An 18,989-nucleotide genomic window follows, 5' to 3' on the forward strand; every position below is an offset into this window, starting at 1 on the left:
CTTTCCTGCAGAAGAAGCATAAAAAAACCCGGAACATAAGTCCGGGTGATATAACTGTTTCAGATGATCTATCTAAAATTCAGGTACGCACAACCCGGCCTGCAGTACAGGATATCTCCTGCACTTGATAGTTGATGTTTAAACATTATTGGGTTCATTGTGTGCGAATTATTATTTGATTTCGGCGGCAAATATAGAATGATTTCTTACAAAAACAAGAATGCTTTGCTAATTTGTATTTAGAACAAATAACAAAAAAAGAGGACTGCCTCACAGCAGCCCTCCAACCTATTGTAAAAGTAAGATGATTACAAATCAAAGCGTATGCCCTGTGCCAGTGGCAGCTGCGTACCGTAGTTTATGGTATTGGTCTGCCTGCGCATGTAAGCTTTCCAGGCATCAGAGCCACTCTCGCGGCCGCCGCCTGTTTCTTTTTCACCACCGAAAGCACCGCCAATTTCAGCGCCCGATGTCCCGATGTTCACGTTCGCAATACCACAGTCTGACCCTGCGTGTGAAAGGAAAAGTTCCATCTCGCGCATGTTGTTGGTAAATATTGAAGATGAAAGCCCCTGCGGCACACCATTCTGCAGTTCAATAGCCTGCTCGATAGTGCTGTACTTCATCACATAAAGTATCGGCGCAAAGGTTTCTTCCTGTACTATTTCAAAGTGATTTTCAGCCTCAATAATGCATGGCTTCACGTAGCAGCCGCTCTCGTAACCTTCGCCTTCCATCACGCCGCCTTCAACGATGATTTTACCGCCCTCGCGTTTTGCTTTCTCAATGGCATTCAGGTAATCCTGTACGGCACCTTTGTCAATAAGCGGACCTACGTGGTTGTTGCTGTCAAGCGGGTTACCTATCTTCAATTGGCCGTAAGCGCTCTTCAATACTTCGATAGTCTTATCGTACATGCTTTCGTGGATGATAAGCCTGCGTGTGGTTGTACAACGCTGGCCTGCAGTACCTACCGCACCAAAGACTGCGCCTACAAGCACCATATTAATGTCGGCGTTCTCTGAAACGATGATGGCATTGTTACCACCAAGCTCAAGTATTGTATTACCGAAACGCTCTGCAACAGTCTTGCTCACGTGGCGGCCTATGCGTGTTGAACCTGTAAATGATACAAGCGGTATGCGCTTATCATTATTGATAAGGTCGCCGCTCTCATTACCTACCACAAGGCAGCTTACACCTTCAGGCACGTCATTTCTTTCAAGCACAGTCCTTATAATGTTTTGGCAGGCTACTGCACAAAGCGGGGTTTTAGAACTCGGCTTCCAGATGCAAACGTCTCCACAAACCCAAGCCAGCATAGAGTTCCAGCTCCATACCGCCACAGGGAAGTTGAATGCCGATATGATACCCACCGTACCCAGCGGGTGGTATTGTTCATACATACGGTGCATAGGGCGCTCGCTGTGCATAGTCAAGCCATATAGCTGGCGCGAAAGGCCCACTGCAAAGTCACAGATGTCTATCATTTCCTGAACCTCGCCTAAACCTTCCTGAAGGCTTTTGCCCATTTCATAAGAAACAAGCTGCCCAAGAGGCTCTTTAAATTTACGAAGCTCATCACCCATCTGGCGTACTATTTCACCGCGCTTAGGCGCCGGCACCAGCCTCCAGGCCTTGAAAGCATCTGTAGCTTTAGCCATTGCCTGCTCGTAATCTTCTTTGGTAGAAGCTTTTACTTTTGCAATAAGCGTACCATCAACCGGTGAGTATGATTCTATAATTTTACCGTTTGCGTAGTTATTGCTCCCGGTAGATGTACCATCGTTTATTTCTTTAATCCCCAGTTTTGAAAGGGCTTCCTGTATCCCAAACTGGTCTGTCATTGTTGCCATTGTAACTTATTTGTTTGCTTGTGTTATATTTTACAAAGATATATTTTTTATCGGGACTGTCAATTTACCCGTGTTATGAAGTTGTCAGGCTGAGTTTTAGTGGAGCTTAAGAATATTATCCCACATATCTCGGGTCGGTCTCCATAACGGTACCACATTCATCACAGGTGCGCAGCTTTTCTGAATTATAAAAATGCTGGTAGTGCGGAAGGAAATCCTGCTCAATATCATTCAGCTCAAAAAACACCTCGTACAGCTTATGGTTACAGTTGTCGCAAAACCAAAGCAGGCCGTCGGTAAAGCCTTTACCGGCACGCTTTCGCTCAACCACCAGTCCTATTGAGCCTTCACCCCTTACAGGCGAATGCGGTATTTTGCCAGGATGCAGGTACATATCACCGGCATGAAGCTCCATTTCTTTACGCTCGCCTTCATCCTGCACTATGACTTTAATGCTCCCTTCAAGCTGGTAAAAAAGCTCTTCAGTTTCATTATAATGGTAGTCTTTGCGTGCATTGGGGCCGGCTACAACCATCACTATATAATCATCGGCATCTTTATATATATTACGGTTGCCAACGGGCGGCTTCAGCAGGTGGCGGTTTTCGTCAATCCATTTATTAAGGTTGAAGGGCGGTGTAATTGCCATGGCTTTTATTTTAGGAACACTAAGGTAAAAGAAAAAGGCTTCCGCCGAAGTGAAAGCCTTTTGAATATTATTTCTGCTCTTTTATCAGGTAAATATATACGGGGAAGTGGTCACTAAAGCCCACTTCGCCCCGGGCGCTACGAAGCGGGTAGCCTTTGTACTGCCCGGAAGTCTGGGTAAGGAAAGCCTTATTGTAAACACCTGCCTTCCAGAAACGGAATGAACTATAATCTTTACGGATGAGAGGCTCGGTCATCAAAATCTGGTCAAAAAGGTCCCATGCATCACGATAAGCCAGTGAGCCAATACCTTTGGCTGCCATGTCTTCCATAGGGTTGTATATGCCGCCTTTTTGCACCTGCTCTTTTTGGCTTTTGCGCCAAGCACTTTCTTTATGCTGTTATTATACGGCCCGTCATTAAGGTCGCCCATGGTTATCACTTTAGCTTCCGGGTTTATCCTGTATAATGAGTCAATAATCTTTTTGTTAAGCGCAGCGGCAGCTTCACGGAAAGGGCTGCTTCTTTTTTCACCGCCTGAGCGTGATGGCCAGTGGTTTACAATAACGTGTATCTCTTCACCATCAAGCAGGCCCGTTACAAGCAGCTGGTCTCGGGTGTAAACCATACGCGTTCGGGTGTCAACCTGTACTTTGTCGTCACTCTTCTCTTCTGTAGTTTCCTTTTCTTTTTTACTTGTACTCTCTTCCTGAGAATAAATTAAAAGCGGTACATTTTTAAAACTTGTAGGCTTGAAATGCTTTTTCTGGTAAAGCAGGGCAACATCAATACCCCTGCGGTCAGGCGAGTTAAAATGCACAATGCCGTAATCTTTAGGTGCAAGCAGCGGCTGGCTCACCAAATCTTCAAGCACTTTCCTGTTTTCCACCTCACTTACACCAATAATAGTAGGTGAGTTAGTGTTTTCTCCGCTGCCTATTTCTGCAAGCACACGGCTTAGGTTGCCCAGTTTCTTTTTATACTTTTTTAAAGTCCAGCCTTCAGACGGAAGATATTCCTCATCATTAATCGTCGGGTCATTAATAGTATCAAAAAGGTTTTCGCAGTTATAAAATGCCACGGTATGCACTTTAAATTTTTTGTCCTGCGCTTTAGCCCCATAAATTGCGAATATTGCAACGAAAAGGACTACAAAATTTCTAAACTTCATAAAAGGTATATTAATTTAACATCAAGTTTAATACAAACTTGAGGCCAAAAGTAAATAATATTATTAAATGATGTACATTTGCGCCCGTTAAGAAATATTTAACTTAACAAGGAAGAGAACTAATTTAAATTTATTTATGAAAAAACTAGTAATCAGTCTATTACTTGTAATGCAGGTAGTGTGTGCGTGGGCGCAGCAAACCGCTTTGGTAAAAGGTAAAGTTGTTGACAGCAAGTCACAGCAGCCTATGCTGAATGTGGTTGCAACCCTACAGGGCACCAACCAGACGGCCATAACTAATGCCGAAGGTGTTTTTGTTTTTGAAAAAGTGGCCGAAGGAAGCCAGACTGTAACGGTAAGCAGTACAGGGTATGTACCGCAAACTTTCAGGCTTGAGGTTACAGGCGGGCAGGCGCTTGACCTTGGCGTGGTTGTACTTGTTGAAGACATTACAACAGAGCAGCAGCTAAGCCTTATCACCATTACAGAAAATGACCTTGGTGATGACAACAGCGGCTCTGAAAATACTGCTGGACTTTTACAGGCATCGCGCGATGTATTTCAGCAGGCAGCTGCCTTTAACTGGGGACAGGCGCGTTTCCGTATGCGGGGGCTTGACAACCAGTATGGCGTTACCATGATTAACGGTATTACTATGAACAAGATATATGACGGAAGGCCGCAATGGAGCAACTGGGGCGGGCTTAACGATGCTACCCGCAACCAGGAGTTTACAATGGGCTCTGCACCATCTGATTACACTTTTGGAGGTATACTTGGTACTCAGGAGATAAATACACGCGCCTCAATTTTCAGGCCGGGTACAAGAGTTTCTTTTTCAGGAACCAACACCAACTATAGCTGGAGGGCTATGGCTACACATGCTTCAGGACTTGACGCCGATGGGTTTGCCTATGTAATTTCAGCCTCAAGAAGGTGGGCGCAGGAAGGTTACTTTGAAGGTACTGATTATGATGCGAACTCTTATTTTGTAAGCCTTGAAAAGCAATTTGGGTCTAACCACTCACTAAACTTTACAGGTATATATGCCCAAAACAGCCGTGGCAAAAACTCACCTAATACTGATGAAGTTACCAGCATTGCCGGTGAAAAATACAACTCATACTGGGGATGGCAGGATGGCAAAAAAAGAAACAGCCGCGACAAAGATGTTGAAGAGCCAATCTTTATGCTGAGCCACTACTGGAAAATTAATGAAAAGAACAGCCTTAACACAAACGTGGCCTACCAGTTTGGCTCTATAGGCAACAGCAGGCTTGATTTTCAGAATGCACAGAACCCCGATCCAACATATTACAGGAACCTGCCAAGCTACTTTACATCGCTTTACAGCCTGCCCGATGACCCAACCAATCCTGCCAGCGTATTTTTACCGGGAGGCCTTGGTGGCGTAGCTACACCAAATCTTCTTGGCGCTATGAATGCCAACTTCTTTAATAACAGGCAAATTGACTGGGCTGCTATGTACCAGGCAAATTCTGAAGCTATTACAGATGCCAACGGCAATGAAATAGGCAGGACACCAACTGTGAGCAAATATGCACTATATGAAGACAGAACCGATGACAAGACATGGACTGTAAACTCAATATACAGCTCGCAGCTTTCAGACAATATTACCTTCAACGGTTCGGCTTCATTCCGCAGACTTAAAAGTGAAAACTACCAGAAAATGCTTGACCTTCTTGGCGGTACACACTGGAATGATATAGATAACTTTCAGGAAGGAGCTGCACAGCAGGCCGACCTTAACAACCCTGACCGTCGTGTAATGGTGGGTGACCGTTACGGCTACAACTACAACCTGTATGCAAATCATATAGATGCCTTCACACAGTTTAAATTTACTTACCGCAAGATTGACTTTTATCTTGCAAATAACTTCAGCCGTTCAGAGTACCAGAGAGAAGGCCTGTACCGTGTAGGTGTTTATCCTAACAATTCTTATGGCAAAAGTGAAAAATTAATATTTGACAACTTTGGCTTTAAAGGAGGTATCACTTATAAATTTAATGGCCGCCACATGCTTGACGCCAATGGACTTTATATGAGTAAAGCTCCTGTATTGCGTAATGCATTCCCGAATGCCCGCCTTAACAATGTTGTTTTTGATGGCCTTGAAAGTGAAACCATATCAAGCGCAGATCTTAGTTATATCATAAGGGCGCCAAAGCTTAAAGCACGCTTAACAGGATTTTATTCTAAAATTGCCAATACTACAGAAACTTCATTCTTTTTTGCTGAAGGTGTTCTTGAAGGCCTTGACGGTGATAATGGCGACGCATTTGTTGCTGAAGTGGTACGCGGACTTGACAAACTTCAGTGGGGTGGTGAATTTGGTATTGAGTATCAGGTTACATCAACCATTAAAGTGAATGGTGCGGCAAGCTGGGGGCAGTATACATATGCCAACAACCCATTAGTTTACCTGAATAATGACAATTACCTTACCAACAACAACCCGCAGATAATCAATCTTGGTGAAGCTAAGATGAAAAATTACAAGCAGCCGGGTATGCCACAGCAGGCATATTCATTAGGTATAGAGTATCGTGACCCAAAATTCTGGTGGATTGGCGCCAATGTAAACTATCTTGCTGACAATTACGTAGATGTTTCTCCGGTACTTAGGACAAATAACTTCCTTAGAAACCCGCTTGACAGTAACAACCTTAACTTCCCTGAAGCTACAGAAGAGCGCACGCGCCAATTGCTTAAGCAGGAGCGTTTTCAGGATTTTACACTTGTAAACCTTGTAGGCGGTAAATCTTGGAGATACAGTTCTCAAAACAGGAATACATTCGGTTTCTTTGCATCTGTAAACAACCTTTTTGATATTACTTATAAAACCGGCGGATTTGAGCAGGCTCGTAACGCAAACTACAGGCAGCTTAACCAGGATCAGTCAAGTGGCACACCTTCTTTCGCGCCTAAATATTTTTATGGGTACGGCAGAACATATTTCGTAAATTTATACATTAACTTCTAAAAAAAATTATCTACATACTATGAAAACAACATTTTACAAACCGGTGCTATTTACAATGTTGGCGGCAGGTATGCTGGCCAGCTGTATCAATGACGATGATTACGGCATTGTTAATGTTCCGTGTACAGAAACAACATTGCAGAAAAATTTTGAGGTTGCTGATGTACCTGCTGGTACAGTACTGGCTCAATTTACCCAAGATAAAGTTATTGAGGCTTATGTAACCTCTAGTGACAGGAGCGGTAACTTCTTCAAATCTATATCTTTCCAGACACTGAACGGCTCACACGGTTTCAGTGTACCTGTTGATGTATCTTCTACATTCATTAATTTTGAGCCGGGACGTAAAGTTTATATTAAGCTGCAAGGGCTTTATACAGATCGCAGGAACGGAGTGCGCATTGGTGATGTTTACCTGAACGGCAGCGCTGCTGAAGTAGGCAGGCTACCAGAATCTAAATACAGGACTGCTTTACAGCGTTCTTGTACAGTAGTTGACGAAGATGTACTTGCAAGGCCTATGACAATAGCACAGGCGCTTAATGATGCTAACCTTAACACGCTTATAGACCTGCAAAATGTGCAGTTTGAGAGCGGTGCACTTGGAAGGAACTACTATGATGCTACTGACCAGATTGGCGGTGCTACAAATCATGACCTTCTTGATGCTACCGGCGCAAAAATAATTTTCAGGACAAGCAGTTTTGCAGATTTTGCTCCGCGCAAAGTTGCTGAAGGAAGTGGTACTGTACGTGGAGTACTTACTAAATTCAACAACGATTACCAGTTCATAGCAAGATCTGAAGCTGATGTTAATCTTACAGGCGAACGTTTTGCAATAGATCTTTCTGCTCCGGCGCTTACAGGAAATAACATCACTTTTGCAGGTAATTACTCTGAAACTTTTGAAAGCTATGCAGTTGCCAACAGAAACTTCCCGCGTGCGGTGAATGACCCAACTGAAGGTACAAGATATTGGGAGGTAAAGCAATTCCCTGCAAATACCGGTAACAAATACATCGAGATGACATCATTTAATGGTAGCAGCAACCCGGGCGTGCCTGCAAAAGTACTTTACTTTGTACCTGTAGATTTTACAGCAGCAAGTAATTTTACTTTCAAAAAACAATTCAGGTTTATGGCTGGTGCAGCACTTAATGTTTATTATGTTACTGCGGCTAACTATACAGCTGGTGGCCCTGTAAATATGGCTAATTTTGTGCCTATTACAGGTGATTTTAATAACCTTCAATATCCTGCAACAGGCCAGTCACAAAATTCATTTACAACTGCCGGTAATTATGCAATCCCTGCATCACTTACGGGTAATGGTTTCTTTGTGTTTGAATATGTGGGTACAACAACTGTTACTACAACTGTACAGATAGACGATATCGAAATTAACTAATTCACTCTTTGAGAATTATACTATGAAGAAATTTTTAATACTTGGTGTCCTGGCTGTTTCAGGTTGGCTTGTGTCATGCGAGGAAGAAGAAGTGCCCGGGTTTGTGCAGCAGGACTACCTTAAAGGTGATTGGCTTACAAAGCAGGTTGGCGAATTGGTTCCTTTTAATAATGGTACAACTACCGTACAGATTGTAGAATATACAGATGTTGTTAATGATCCTGCCTGCAACGAAGACAATTTTATTCTTAACGCAGACGGTACTTTTGCACTGAATGATTACGAAAACGTTAGTGGTACTTGTGAGAATGATGCCATTAGCGGCACCTATACCCGTACCGACAATCGCATTTATCTAAATTATATGGATGGTGCCACTGAGCGACTAATCATAATGAATATAAGTGTTTTGACCTATACTGAGTTACATGCATCGTATACAATGCCGGGCACTAGTGACCTGGTGTTTGTAAAATTTGCAAAGCATGAAACTGCTAACTAATAAAAACAACTCTATAGATAAGAAAGAGGTTCAGCAATGAGCCTCTTTTTTTATTTACATTATTTACCACTGCGCTGATATTACATTTTAAGGCCAGTATTACAGACTTTCTAATAGCTAGGCTGATTGTGATTAAAAAACGCAACACAGGGCTTTATTTAAAGCCATATGATATGATGGTAAATTATCTTGCAATCATCTTTTCGCTGATGACGTAGCTTGGTGCTTTCGGGATTGTAGCTATGGTTTGCTCATTACAAGACTTAGATGAACGTCTATACACTTTTGTGCGTATGACTGCTTGTAATTACTGCTCTTAACCTTTAACTAGATTGTCATTTTATGGACATCGTTTTATTTTGGATCAATTGTGGGTATCAACTTACGATAAACAAGAATTAATTGCTTAAGCATGTTTGCTTGTAATAGAGATTAGATTCTTATGTGTCTTTATATTGAAGTCCGTAATTCATAAATAAAAAAAGCACCCGTTTTCACGGATGCTTTTAAAGTATTGGGTGGTTTGTAAAGTTATTTCTTCACGATAAGGAACTCTGAGCGGCGGTTCTGTGCGTGCTGCTCTTCGGTACAGTTGTCACCGCATGGTACCTTAGGCTGGCTCTCGCCATATCCCTGGCCTGATATCCTGGCTTTGTTGATGCCGCGTGATATCACGTACTGCACTGCGCTCTTAGCCCTACGGTTTGACAGGTTCATGTTGTACTGGTCACTGCCGCGTGAGTCGGTGTGGCCTTTTACCATAATCACCATGTTCGGGTTGGCTTTCAGCGCTTCTACAAGCTTGTCAAGCTCAAAGGCGCCTTCTTTGGTGATGTTGCTCTTGTCAAACTCAAAGTATACATCGTTCAGCACTACTTCGGTCTCGGTCACAATCTTGGCTATCTCGTTCAGGCTGGCGTCAATATTTACCGTGCCGCCTTTGGTCTTGGCTATCGGGAAGGTGTTGTTCTCATACCCTTCAACTGATGCCTGTACCGTGTAGGCCCTGTCACAGTCTATGGCATAGGTTACCTTGCCGTCTGCGCCTGTGGTGCGTGTCTCTATCACGTTGTTCTTCTCATCAAGTATCGCTACTTTGGCCGAGGCAAGCGGTGCGCCTGTCTTGGCATCGCGTACCATCACGATGGCTTCCACTCCGCATACCGGCGTTGCTGTATAGAGCTGGTCTACCCCGCTGCGGTTGCTGGCAAAGAAGCCAAGGCCTTTCTTTTGGTTGATCGAGAAGGCGAAGTCGTCTTTTGGCGAGTTTACCGGCATGCCTACGTTCATTGCATCGCCGCCTTTGGCAAGGTCTATCACGAAGATGTCCATAGCGCCGAAACCTTTTCTTCCGTCTGAGGTGAAGTACAGCTTGCCGTCATCGGCTATGAACGGGAAGTTCTCTGCGCCTTCGGTGTTTACCTTGGTGCCAAGGTTCTGCGGCTCGCCATAGGTGTTGCCTTCCATTACGGCTACCTTCCAGATGTCTGCCCCGCCTATCGAGCCTTCACGGTCGGATACGAAGTACAGCGTCTTGCCGTCTGCGCTTATCGAAGGGTTGCCTGTTGAGTACCTCTTGTCATTGAACGGAAGCGCTACGGGCTTGCCCCACTTGCCGTTTTCTTTTACTGACCTGTACAGGTATACCTGGCCTTTCTTGAGGTTGTTTTCCCTGTCTCTCTCAAACTTCTTTTCCTTGAAGCTTTCGCTTGAGAAGTACATGGTGTTGCCGTCAGCCGTTACGGCCACAGGGCCGTCATGCCACTTGCTGTTCACCTCGGCCACAGGGGTCGGGGCTGAGAAGGTGCCGTTGGCATTGTAGGTGGCTGTATAGATGTCAAGGTACGGCTGCTCGTTCCACCCGTAGGTTTTGCGGGCGGTGTTGCGTGCGCTGGTGAAGTACAATGTGTTGTCATTGGTCAATACCCCGCCGAATGAGCTGTATTTCGGATCATTGATGTCCATAAGCTTCTCATCAAATAGCTTCTCCTGGTTCCTTAGCTTCGGAAGGTAGTCAGGGTCACGCTTGAAGATGATGGCACGCTGGTCATTCGGGGCTTTGGCCGCAAACTGCTGCATCTGCTTGTTGGCCTCGTCATACCTGCCCTCTGCCTTAAGCATCTGCGCATAGTTGTAGTTAAGCTCTGCATCTGCATTGCCGGCTATGGCTTTAGGGTACCATTTTACGGCTTCTTTTGAGTTGAATACGTTGTAGTAGCTGTCGGCAAGCCTTCTGTATACATACGGGTCTTCGCTCTTTTCGGCTAGCTTCAGGTAGGCGTCTGCAGCCTCTACATATTCCAGCCTCTCATATAGCTTGTCAGCTTGTTCGGTATCCTTGTTCTGGGCGCTTACTGCCATCACCGATAGCAGCATCCCAAGGCTTATATAGATATTTTTCATGTCTTTCTCTGGCGTTTAGGTTAGAAATAACGTGGTGAACGGGATACTTTCTTCGGGAAGTTCAGGTCGAACAGCAGCATCACCTCGTGTGACGATGGCGTGGTCACGTTCAGGTCTGACACAATGTGGTCATACGCATAACCTATCCTCAGGTTCGGGGTGATGGCGTAGTTTACCATCGCGCCGAAGCTGTCATCTATCCTGTAGGTGGCCCCTATCTCAAAACGCTCATAGAACAAAAAGTTGGCCGATACGTCAAAGCTCGGCGAAACGCCAAAGGCTGACTTGAGCAATCCTGATGGCTTGAACTTGATGTTGTCATTCAACTGGAATACATAACCCGCCGTTAAGAAGTAGTGCTGGGTCTCTGAGCCGAACTGCCTCTCCTGCCCGTTGTCGGTTATGTCAAGGTGCTTGCTCTTGAGCATGTTCGGCACCGAGAAGGCTACATAGTAATTCTCTGTATAATAGAAAAAGCCTGCCCCTACGTTGAAATAGGTATTGTTGGTGTTCTCGCTGAAAGCCGGGTCATTGGCATCGGGTACGTTGTTCTGCCCGATATCGGTATACAGGCCTACATCATGAAGCGTTAAGCCTGCCTTGATCCCCAGGGCCAGGCGGTGCTCACCTCCAAGGTTCAGCGTGTAGCTGAAATCGCCGTAAAAATTGGTCTCCTCCACCGGGCCTATCTTATCGTTTACTACCGATAAGCCTAAGCCTACATTCTTGCCTACCGGGCTGTGGCCCGAAAAGGTCATAGTGGTGGGTGAGTCTTCTATGTCTACCCACTGCTTGCGGTATAACAGGCCAAAGGCTAAATTCTCCTTCGAGCCCGCATAGGCCGGGTTGATGACGTTCATGTTGTACATGTACTGCGTGTAGTGAGGGTCCTGCTGGGAATATCCCTCAGCAAAAAAACCCAACGCAGCCAATGCTGCAAAATATAGTTTCTTCATGTTTGTTGGTTAGATTTTATATAAAAGATAAGGGTGCAGCTGTTGCCACACCCTTACTTTTTTGTATTAGTTCTCTTCACGGTTAATGTAAACCCATCCTGTGGCTTTCTCTCCGTTGGCACGCTCAAAGCTGTAGAAATAAGTTCCCGTAGGAAGCTCATCACCGCCTTTGCCCTGGCCATGCCACTGGTCTGTATACGCACCGTAACTAAACACTTCCTGACCGTAGCGGTTAAAGATGCTTATCTTGGTAACATCAAGCGCTGACAGGTTAAATGTGTCGTTCTTACCGTCATTGTTCGGCGATATACCGCGCTGTACCATACAGGTTGTATTATCTACCTGAACCGGTACTGTTACAGCACAAGCGCCCGCAGCATTAGGGGTAACAATAACATTATAAGTGCCGGTTGCAGTAACAATAACCTCACGCCCTGTTTGGGTAAGCGTGTTGCCTGAAGGGTCAATCCAAGAGAAGGTTACCGTATCTTCAGTATAAACATCATCATTGTCAAAGTTAACTTCAAGTACATAATTGTTACCATCACAACCCTGCTCTACAAAAACATCAGGGTTTGCAATTACTGTAATTGTTGCTGTTTCAAAGAATGAAGGACATTCTGTAGAAGCTGCTATGGTATTAGTTACTGTATATGTACCAGGCTCGCTCATTGCAAGGTCAACCTGGCCTGTTGAAGCGTTTATAACAAGCCCTGCTGTTGAAGAGAATGTACCTGCAACACCGTTAAGTGTTGGTGATGCAGTGCCATCATCTTTACAATAAGGCGATGCTGTATAATTGAATGTTGCAACCGGAGCGGCATTGATTGTTACCGTAAATGTATCTGATACAGCAGGACAGCCATTTGCTGCAGCAATAGTATTTGTAACTATATATGTACCCGGTGTACTTGTACCCGGAGTGATTGCGCCGGTTACAGGGTCAATAGTAAGGCCAGGGCCTGAAGTAAATGTACCCGCAGTAGAGCCGCCACCCAACGTTACAGCTACGTTTGCCACATTTTGGCATACAATAGCAGGGCTATAGGTAAATGCCGCTACAGGAAGCGCAGTAACTGTTACTGAAGCGGTAGCTGTAACAGGGTCACATCCTCCGGTTGCAGCAATAGTGTATGTTACAGTATATGTACCTGCAGTGCTTGCACCAAGGTCAATATCACCTGTAGTGCCATTGATTGACAGGCCGGTTGAAGATGTATATGAACCTCCTGTGGTCCCTGTTTGTGTTACCGAAATAACACCACCGTTTGAACAGAATGGACCAGTACCATAATCAATAGTAGCTGTAGCGATTTGTGTAATAACTATTTGTGCTTGTGTTGAAAACGCAGCACAATCTGCTGTGGCTGCTATGGTATAGGTTATATCATATGTTCCAGGTGTACTTGCCGCTATATTAATTTCACCTGTAGCAGGGTCTATTATAAGGCCTGCAGTAGATGTATAGGTACCGCCTGCAGTAGCAGTTTGCGTTACCTGTGCCGTTGTACCGTTACTGCACAATGGTGTGGTATAGCTAATTGTTCCTGACGGAGCTTCAACTATAGTTACCTGAGCAGTTGTTGTAAATTCATCACAGGTAGCTGTTTGGGCAATTGTATATGTAACAGTATATGTACCCGGTGTACTGGCAGCTATATCAACAGCGCCTGTAGCCGCATCAATTGAAAGTCCTGTTGTTGATGAGTAAACACCTCCTGTATCACCTGTTTGTGTCACTGTTCCTGTAGTCTCATTTGAACAGAATGGCGATGATGGATAATTGATAGTAGCCGTAGCAGCTGCGGTTATAACAACCTGCGCCTGTGTTGAAAATGCAGCACAATCTGCTGTAGCTGCTATGGTATACGTTACATCATACGTTCCGATTGTACTTGCCGCTATATTGATTTCACCTGTAGCAGGGTCTATCACAAGGCCAGCAGTAGATGTATATGTACCGCCAGTAGTACCTGTTTGTGTTACCTGAGCCGTTGTACCGTTACTGCACAATGGTGTAGGATAGCTAATTGTAGCCGTTGGGGCTTCTACTATAGTTACCTGGGTAGTTGTTGTAAATTCATCACAGGTAGCTGTTTGTGCAATTGTATATGTAACAGTATATGTGCCCGGTGTGCTGGCAGCTATATCTATAGCACCAGTAGAAGCATTAATTGAAAGTCCTGTTGTTGATGAGTAAACACCTCCTACGTTACCGGTTTGTGTTACAGTTCCTGTAGCTTCGTTTGAGCAGTAAGGAGAACCTGTATAAGATATGGTAGCAGCAGGGGCAGTAACAATATTTACAACAAGCTCGGACGTATCAAAACATGTAGCTGCTATGGCGCTCTCTACTCTTACAAATAGTGACTGGCCGGTGAGCGTAACGGCAATAGCAGGATCTAGAGGGGCTGTACCCGCATTTGCTGCTGCCTGGGTCAGATAATATTCAACAACATATTGTGAAGGGTCAAGCGAGCCCAATACTGTGTTGTTGAAAGTTGGAAGCAATACACTTGCAGTACCGCCTGCTCCGCATACAGATGCAGTGATTTGGGTCGGCAGGTTAACCGCAGGGCCAAACGTCAGGCTGATTTCATCTGTAATTACTGATAAACACTCCGGCTTATCAACAATAACCTTGTAGATACCTGTTTGTGTTGCGGTGTAGGTTGATGATGTGGCACCTATAATTTCTTCAGTGCCTAAGAACCACTTATAACCGTCAGCATCAATAACGGTAGCTGTTAGCACTTTTGAAGGTATACCACAAAGTATTTCGTCAGGGCCAAGGTCAACTGTACATATGGCATTACAGTCAGACTGGGCAAAACCTGGGTTAGTGTTTTGTGTAAAGTTTACTGTACTACGGCCACCATTAAAGTTAGTAACCATAATTGTATACCACTGTCCTGGCAGTGCGTTAGGTATATCTATCTGCTCTACTGCAGCTGTTGAATAACTACAGTCTTTAACATTAGCAGGAATCAAGCCTGCTGCGCAGCCTGCTGTAGGGCCTGTAAACGGACCGTAAGCAATAAAGTCAACATCTATACCGCCACCACCTATAAGTGTTTGAGATACTGTAAACTGAAGCGGACCTGGAGTAAGTACTTTAACCGTAAAGAAAGTAGGGTTTGGTGTAGTTGAAAGACAGTTTCTTGTGCCAAGGTTTGGTACACCCACAGAACCAAGGAACTGGAACGGAGGTGAATCAGGACCAGCGCAGAAAGTCGAAGAGTTATCCTCACAATTAAATACTACACCCACACATATCCTGAATGACCAGTTGCGCGGCGTTGTACCGGCACTGTATATCCTAACTTTATATGTTTGGCCAGGTATAAGGTTCGGAATTATCCTGTTATTATCAGGACTACAGCTTACTTGCGTAAGCCCTGTAGTACAATCACCACTATATACAGCAAAAATTAAATCATCTGTTGATAATCTTGTACCGTTAGGCCCATTCGTGTCCAGAAGTGCAATATAATGTTCATCATGAGTTGCTGTAAACTGGAACCATGCATCATCATCATCCGCAGTACCTGTACAAGAGTTTGGCTGTGGCGATGCTGTTGCACCATTTATAGTTCCTAATGTAGTAACACCACAAAGAGAGTCAGGGTTTACTGTAAGCGTAATGGCTTGGTCGCATTCATCATTCGCAATTTTGGTAGAGAATTGGAATGGACCTGCCCATTGGCTGATGCCATTTGTACCGCCACATACAGCACGTACCCAGAAGTTATACTGCGTACCGGCCGTAAGGCCATCTGCAGGATAGGTAGGTAAGCCACCTGTTACATCTATTCCCGGTGTAGCTTCAGTTGGTGCCGTACCGCCTATTACCGGAGATATAAAAATATCCCATTCTGTAGCGCCGTTCGGGTCAACCCAGCTTAGCTGTGCAGTAGTCTGCGTTATTGTAGCAAGCGGTGCAGCAAGGTTTGTAGGTTTTTTACAAGTTACAATCTTAATATTGATATTATCAACCGCTGCTGGCGGCTGGGCGCCATCAGTAGCGTCATTACGCCATTCAAATACAATACGTCTTGTTGTGCCAAGGTATTGCTGAACGTTAAGTGTATTTAGAACTGTTGTCCAGTTAGTGTTCTGGTTAAAGTTTCCGCCAATTTGTACCCTGCCCTGGGCCGCAGATGCAGTTATTTGCGTACCTGCTGTCGGGTTAAATGTTACAGGAACAATCCAAACCCTCAAATAGTCAAATGTACTCTCGCCTGCACCTTTCCAGTCAAAGCTTACATCAATCTCATTGTGAGGCAGTGTAGCCGGTATTGTAAAGTCGCGATAAGCAAAAACGGTAGTAGTGGTTGTTGTGGTGGTATAAGCATTGTCTGTACCGTTGTTATTAGATATATACAATGATTTTGTACCTCCGTTTGCAGTTGCAGAGCCAACAGCCCATTTATTTACGAAGTTACCGTTTACAAAGCTGAAGCTTGAAGTTGTACCTTCAAAACCTTCGCTGTAATTTAGGGTAGCCGGAATTTGCGGAGTCATAAACATAACCGGGCCAAACCAAAGGCTTTTGCCGTTTGTACCGCTACATACGCTGCGTACCCATACATAATATGTAGAAGCATCCACAAGATCTGTAGGGTTTGCAAAAAGGTTTGCAGTATTTCCGTTTTCCGGAGTTGCATCAGTTGGAGGAACAGGCGATGTAGAATAGTAATAGTCATACGATTCAGCGCCACCGTTTGCCGGTGCGTTCCATGTAAGATTAACAGAGTTTATTGTAGGGTTTGTTGCCTGCAGGTTACTTGGTTTTGCACATAAAATTAATCTTACATTAAGATTATCAATCGCCGCTGGAGGCTGATTGCCTACAGTAGCATTGTTACGCCACTCAAATACAAGCCTCATTATTTGTCCGGCAAATGGCTGTACGTTTTGTGTGTATTCAATATTCGTCCATGCAGTATTATTGAAATAATCCGGGCCTAGCTTTATACGCTGGTTGGCAAGTGCGGTTATACCTGTAGCCGGAATAGTGTAATTTGTTGGCACAAGCCACACCCTCAAATAATCATTTGCATCTCCAATACCCTTCAGGTCAAAAGCAACACTTATTTCATTTGATGCGCCCAGCACCGCCGGGATTTGAATATCCCGATAAGCATGTACTATAGATGTAGTTGTTTCTGTATAAGCATTTGTTACGCCATTATCATTTGATATATAAAGAGCATTTGTGCCTCCGTTACTTGTGGCATTGCCAACAACCCACTTGTTAGGCTGCGTTCCGCTTATAAATGAAAAGCCTGATGGCAATGTTTCAAAGTCCTGGCTGTAGTTTAATATTGCAGGCACCTGTGTTGTTGAGAACAGGTATGGCCCTGCCCATGCACTAAAGGTACCGTTATTACAATTATTACGTATCCAGTATTCATAAGGTGTAGCTTCCTGAAGCCCATCAGCAAGATACGCTGTATTGTTATCCGTAGTTATACCTGTGCCCTGTGGTATTCCGCCCCCCTTGTGGCTGCACCACAATTTGCCACTCAACAATACCTGTTGCAACAGGATCCCATGAAAGTGTCGCCGAATTTGGACCTATACCTGTTGTAGGAGGCGTACTTGTAGGCGGCGTACAGCTTGCTGCCTGTACAATTAATGTATAAGGAGTAGTTTGGGTTGAACCTGAAGTAGAAATTACTATATAATAATCCTGACCTGTAGTAACTGCAAAGTTGTTAAGGTTTATAGGCACATTGCTGCCCGTACCACCGGCAGCACAAATAGCACCAATGTTATCACAGCTTGTATACACAAACATGGTTGAATTAAGGCCATTATTAGTAAGGTTTATATTGATAAGGCCTGTAAAAGTAGCTGTATATCTATATATTACTTCATTACCATTCAATGCTGTAGCGCCTGCATTACAAGATGTTCCGGGAGTACCGTCTACAAAGTCACCAAAGTTGACGGTATTATTACTGGTTTGGAACGGAAGGTTGTTAATTGGCAGTGGCTCTCCACATCGTGCGCCCAGCGACACTGTGCTAAAGTTAAAAGGGCCTGCCCACTCACTGGGGTTTGTTGGCGAGCAAAGTGACCTTACATAATATTTATAAGCAGTAGCCGGTGTAAGGTTTGGTGCGCCTCCCGCAGGCCAAACAACTGATGTAGTTGCATTAACCACATATCCTATGCCTGTAGGGCTGGCCGCTACCGGCACAACTTCAATTTCATGGCTTGTTGCCCCGCTTGGGTTTACCCATTGCAATGTAGCTCCTGATGTAGTTGGGTTTGTAAACACAGGATTTGCCGCTGTAGGCTTATCACAACGCTTGTCAACGCTTACGGCGTCAATAAGCCAGCGGTCTCCCTGGTTAGTCACGCCTTTCATAACAAAAGCTATATAACATGTTTTTCCTATATAGCTGTTTGGTATTGTTATAATCTTATTTAAATATTGAAGCTGGTCGCCGTTTTCCATTAGCTGGGCCTCACTTAAAGGAAATGTTCCTGTTGAGCCGTCAATTAAAGAAACATAATTTCCATAAGCCAGCTGGGTCGGATTTTCAGAGATACGAATGTCAAATTCATTTCCCTGTCCTGCCTGCAAAGTAAGTTTGGTACAAAATTTCAAGATAGGGTTTGTAGGCACCGTAAATGCCGGCGAAATAAGCCAGTCAATAGGCCTGCCATTTGGCGGAAGCAGGTTTTCACGTTGAAGGAAGGCCGCATACGTGCCGTTACAACCAGCCTGAGCACCGGAACCCGCTGATTGTACCCATGTCACCGTAGACTGGGGTGCATCTGTCACATCATTATATATTGCCCATCCCGGAGCAGGCCAAACCTCGAAAGATTCGAAAGCCAGCTGTGCATATGCGCCGCAGATGGTAAATATCATCATGAAAAGTGATAGCGTAAATTTTTTCATAGATTTTAGTTTTGGTAATAGAATCTCCAAATTTAAAAAAATATAACTTCCTATTAACATTTAAATAAAATTTAACATTGAATGGCGTTTTAACATATTTTTTTGAAAGAATGTTC

9 protein-coding genes and 1 pseudogene are annotated in these 18,989 nt (G+C 44.4%); 3 read left to right on the forward strand and 7 right to left on the reverse strand.

The features are described 5' to 3' along the window. Positions 1–308: 308 nt before the first annotated feature. From LRS05_RS02620 to LRS05_RS02630, 3 genes and pseudogenes are all read right to left on the reverse strand, one after another. Positions 309–1,856, reverse strand: a complete 1,548-nt coding sequence (locus LRS05_RS02620; RefSeq protein ID WP_257866896.1) for an aldehyde dehydrogenase family protein — start codon at positions 1,854–1,856, stop codon at positions 309–311. A gap of 115 nt (positions 1,857–1,971) precedes the next feature. After that, positions 1,972–2,505, reverse strand: coding sequence for a 3-hydroxyanthranilate 3,4-dioxygenase (locus LRS05_RS02625; RefSeq protein ID WP_257866897.1), 534 nt, complete (start codon positions 2,503–2,505; stop codon positions 1,972–1,974). A gap of 67 nt (positions 2,506–2,572) precedes the next feature. Beyond that, a pseudogene (locus LRS05_RS02630) lies at positions 2,573–3,675 on the reverse strand (endonuclease/exonuclease/phosphatase family protein). Between the two features lie 136 nt (positions 3,676–3,811). Between LRS05_RS02630 and LRS05_RS02635 the strand changes: the two are divergent. From LRS05_RS02635 to LRS05_RS02645, 3 genes are read left to right on the forward strand one after another with little or no spacing between them, the layout of a single operon-like run. Further along, positions 3,812–6,685, forward strand: a complete 2,874-nt coding sequence (locus LRS05_RS02635) for a TonB-dependent receptor (RefSeq protein ID WP_257866898.1) — start codon at positions 3,812–3,814, stop codon at positions 6,683–6,685. Positions 6,686–6,704: 19 nt separating this feature from the next. After that, positions 6,705–8,093 (forward strand): DUF5689 domain-containing protein, encoded by a 1,389-nt coding sequence (locus LRS05_RS02640; RefSeq protein WP_257866899.1) that lies wholly within the window; start codon positions 6,705–6,707, stop codon positions 8,091–8,093. A gap of 22 nt (positions 8,094–8,115) precedes the next feature. Next, positions 8,116–8,595 carry a lipocalin family protein gene (locus LRS05_RS02645; RefSeq protein WP_257866900.1) on the forward strand — a complete coding sequence of 160 codons (480 nt, stop codon included), beginning with the start codon at positions 8,116–8,118 and terminating at the stop codon, positions 8,593–8,595. A gap of 531 nt (positions 8,596–9,126) precedes the next feature. On the opposite strand, the gene LRS05_RS02650 is transcribed toward LRS05_RS02645, so the two are convergent. The 4 genes from LRS05_RS02650 to LRS05_RS02665 form a co-directional block, all read right to left on the reverse strand. After that, complete coding sequence (locus tag LRS05_RS02650) at positions 9,127–10,998, reverse strand: OmpA family protein (RefSeq protein WP_257866478.1); 1,872 nt, start codon at positions 10,996–10,998, stop codon at positions 9,127–9,129. 20 nt (positions 10,999–11,018) lie between these two features. Then, a complete protein-coding gene (locus LRS05_RS02655; RefSeq protein ID WP_257866479.1) occupies positions 11,019–11,954 on the reverse strand; it encodes a type IX secretion system membrane protein PorP/SprF in 936 nt (311 codons plus the stop codon). 66 nt (positions 11,955–12,020) lie between these two features. Beyond that, on the reverse strand, positions 12,021–17,486 hold the full coding sequence (locus LRS05_RS02660; RefSeq protein ID WP_257866901.1) for a gliding motility-associated C-terminal domain-containing protein: 5,466 nt from the start codon (positions 17,484–17,486) through the stop codon (positions 12,021–12,023). Further along, entirely contained in the window at positions 17,416–18,873 is a 1,458-nt protein-coding gene (locus LRS05_RS02665; protein WP_257866902.1) for a choice-of-anchor J domain-containing protein, read from the reverse strand. Before LRS05_RS02665 ends, LRS05_RS02660 begins: the two co-directional genes overlap by 71 nt. Positions 18,874–18,989: the final 116 nt, after the last annotated feature.

Source organism: Flavobacterium sp. J372 (assembly GCF_024699965.1).
Classification (GTDB): domain Bacteria; phylum Bacteroidota; class Bacteroidia; order Flavobacteriales; family Flavobacteriaceae; genus Flavobacterium.

Coding starts and splice junctions, on each gene's coding strand:
- LRS05_RS02620 (WP_257866896.1), bottom strand. CDS start 1,856: ATGGCAACAATGACAGACCAGTTTGGGATACAGGAAGCCCTTTCAAAA.
- LRS05_RS02625 (WP_257866897.1), bottom strand. CDS start 2,505: ATGGCAATTACACCGCCCTTCAACCTTAATAAATGGATTGACGAAAAC.
- LRS05_RS02635 (WP_257866898.1), top strand. CDS start 3,812: ATGAAAAAACTAGTAATCAGTCTATTACTTGTAATGCAGGTAGTGTGT.
- LRS05_RS02640 (WP_257866899.1), top strand. CDS start 6,705: ATGAAAACAACATTTTACAAACCGGTGCTATTTACAATGTTGGCGGCA.
- LRS05_RS02645 (WP_257866900.1), top strand. CDS start 8,116: ATGAAGAAATTTTTAATACTTGGTGTCCTGGCTGTTTCAGGTTGGCTT.
- LRS05_RS02650 (WP_257866478.1), bottom strand. CDS start 10,998: ATGAAAAATATCTATATAAGCCTTGGGATGCTGCTATCGGTGATGGCA.
- LRS05_RS02655 (WP_257866479.1), bottom strand. CDS start 11,954: ATGAAGAAACTATATTTTGCAGCATTGGCTGCGTTGGGTTTTTTTGCT.
- LRS05_RS02665 (WP_257866902.1), bottom strand. CDS start 18,873: ATGAAAAAATTTACGCTATCACTTTTCATGATGATATTTACCATCTGC.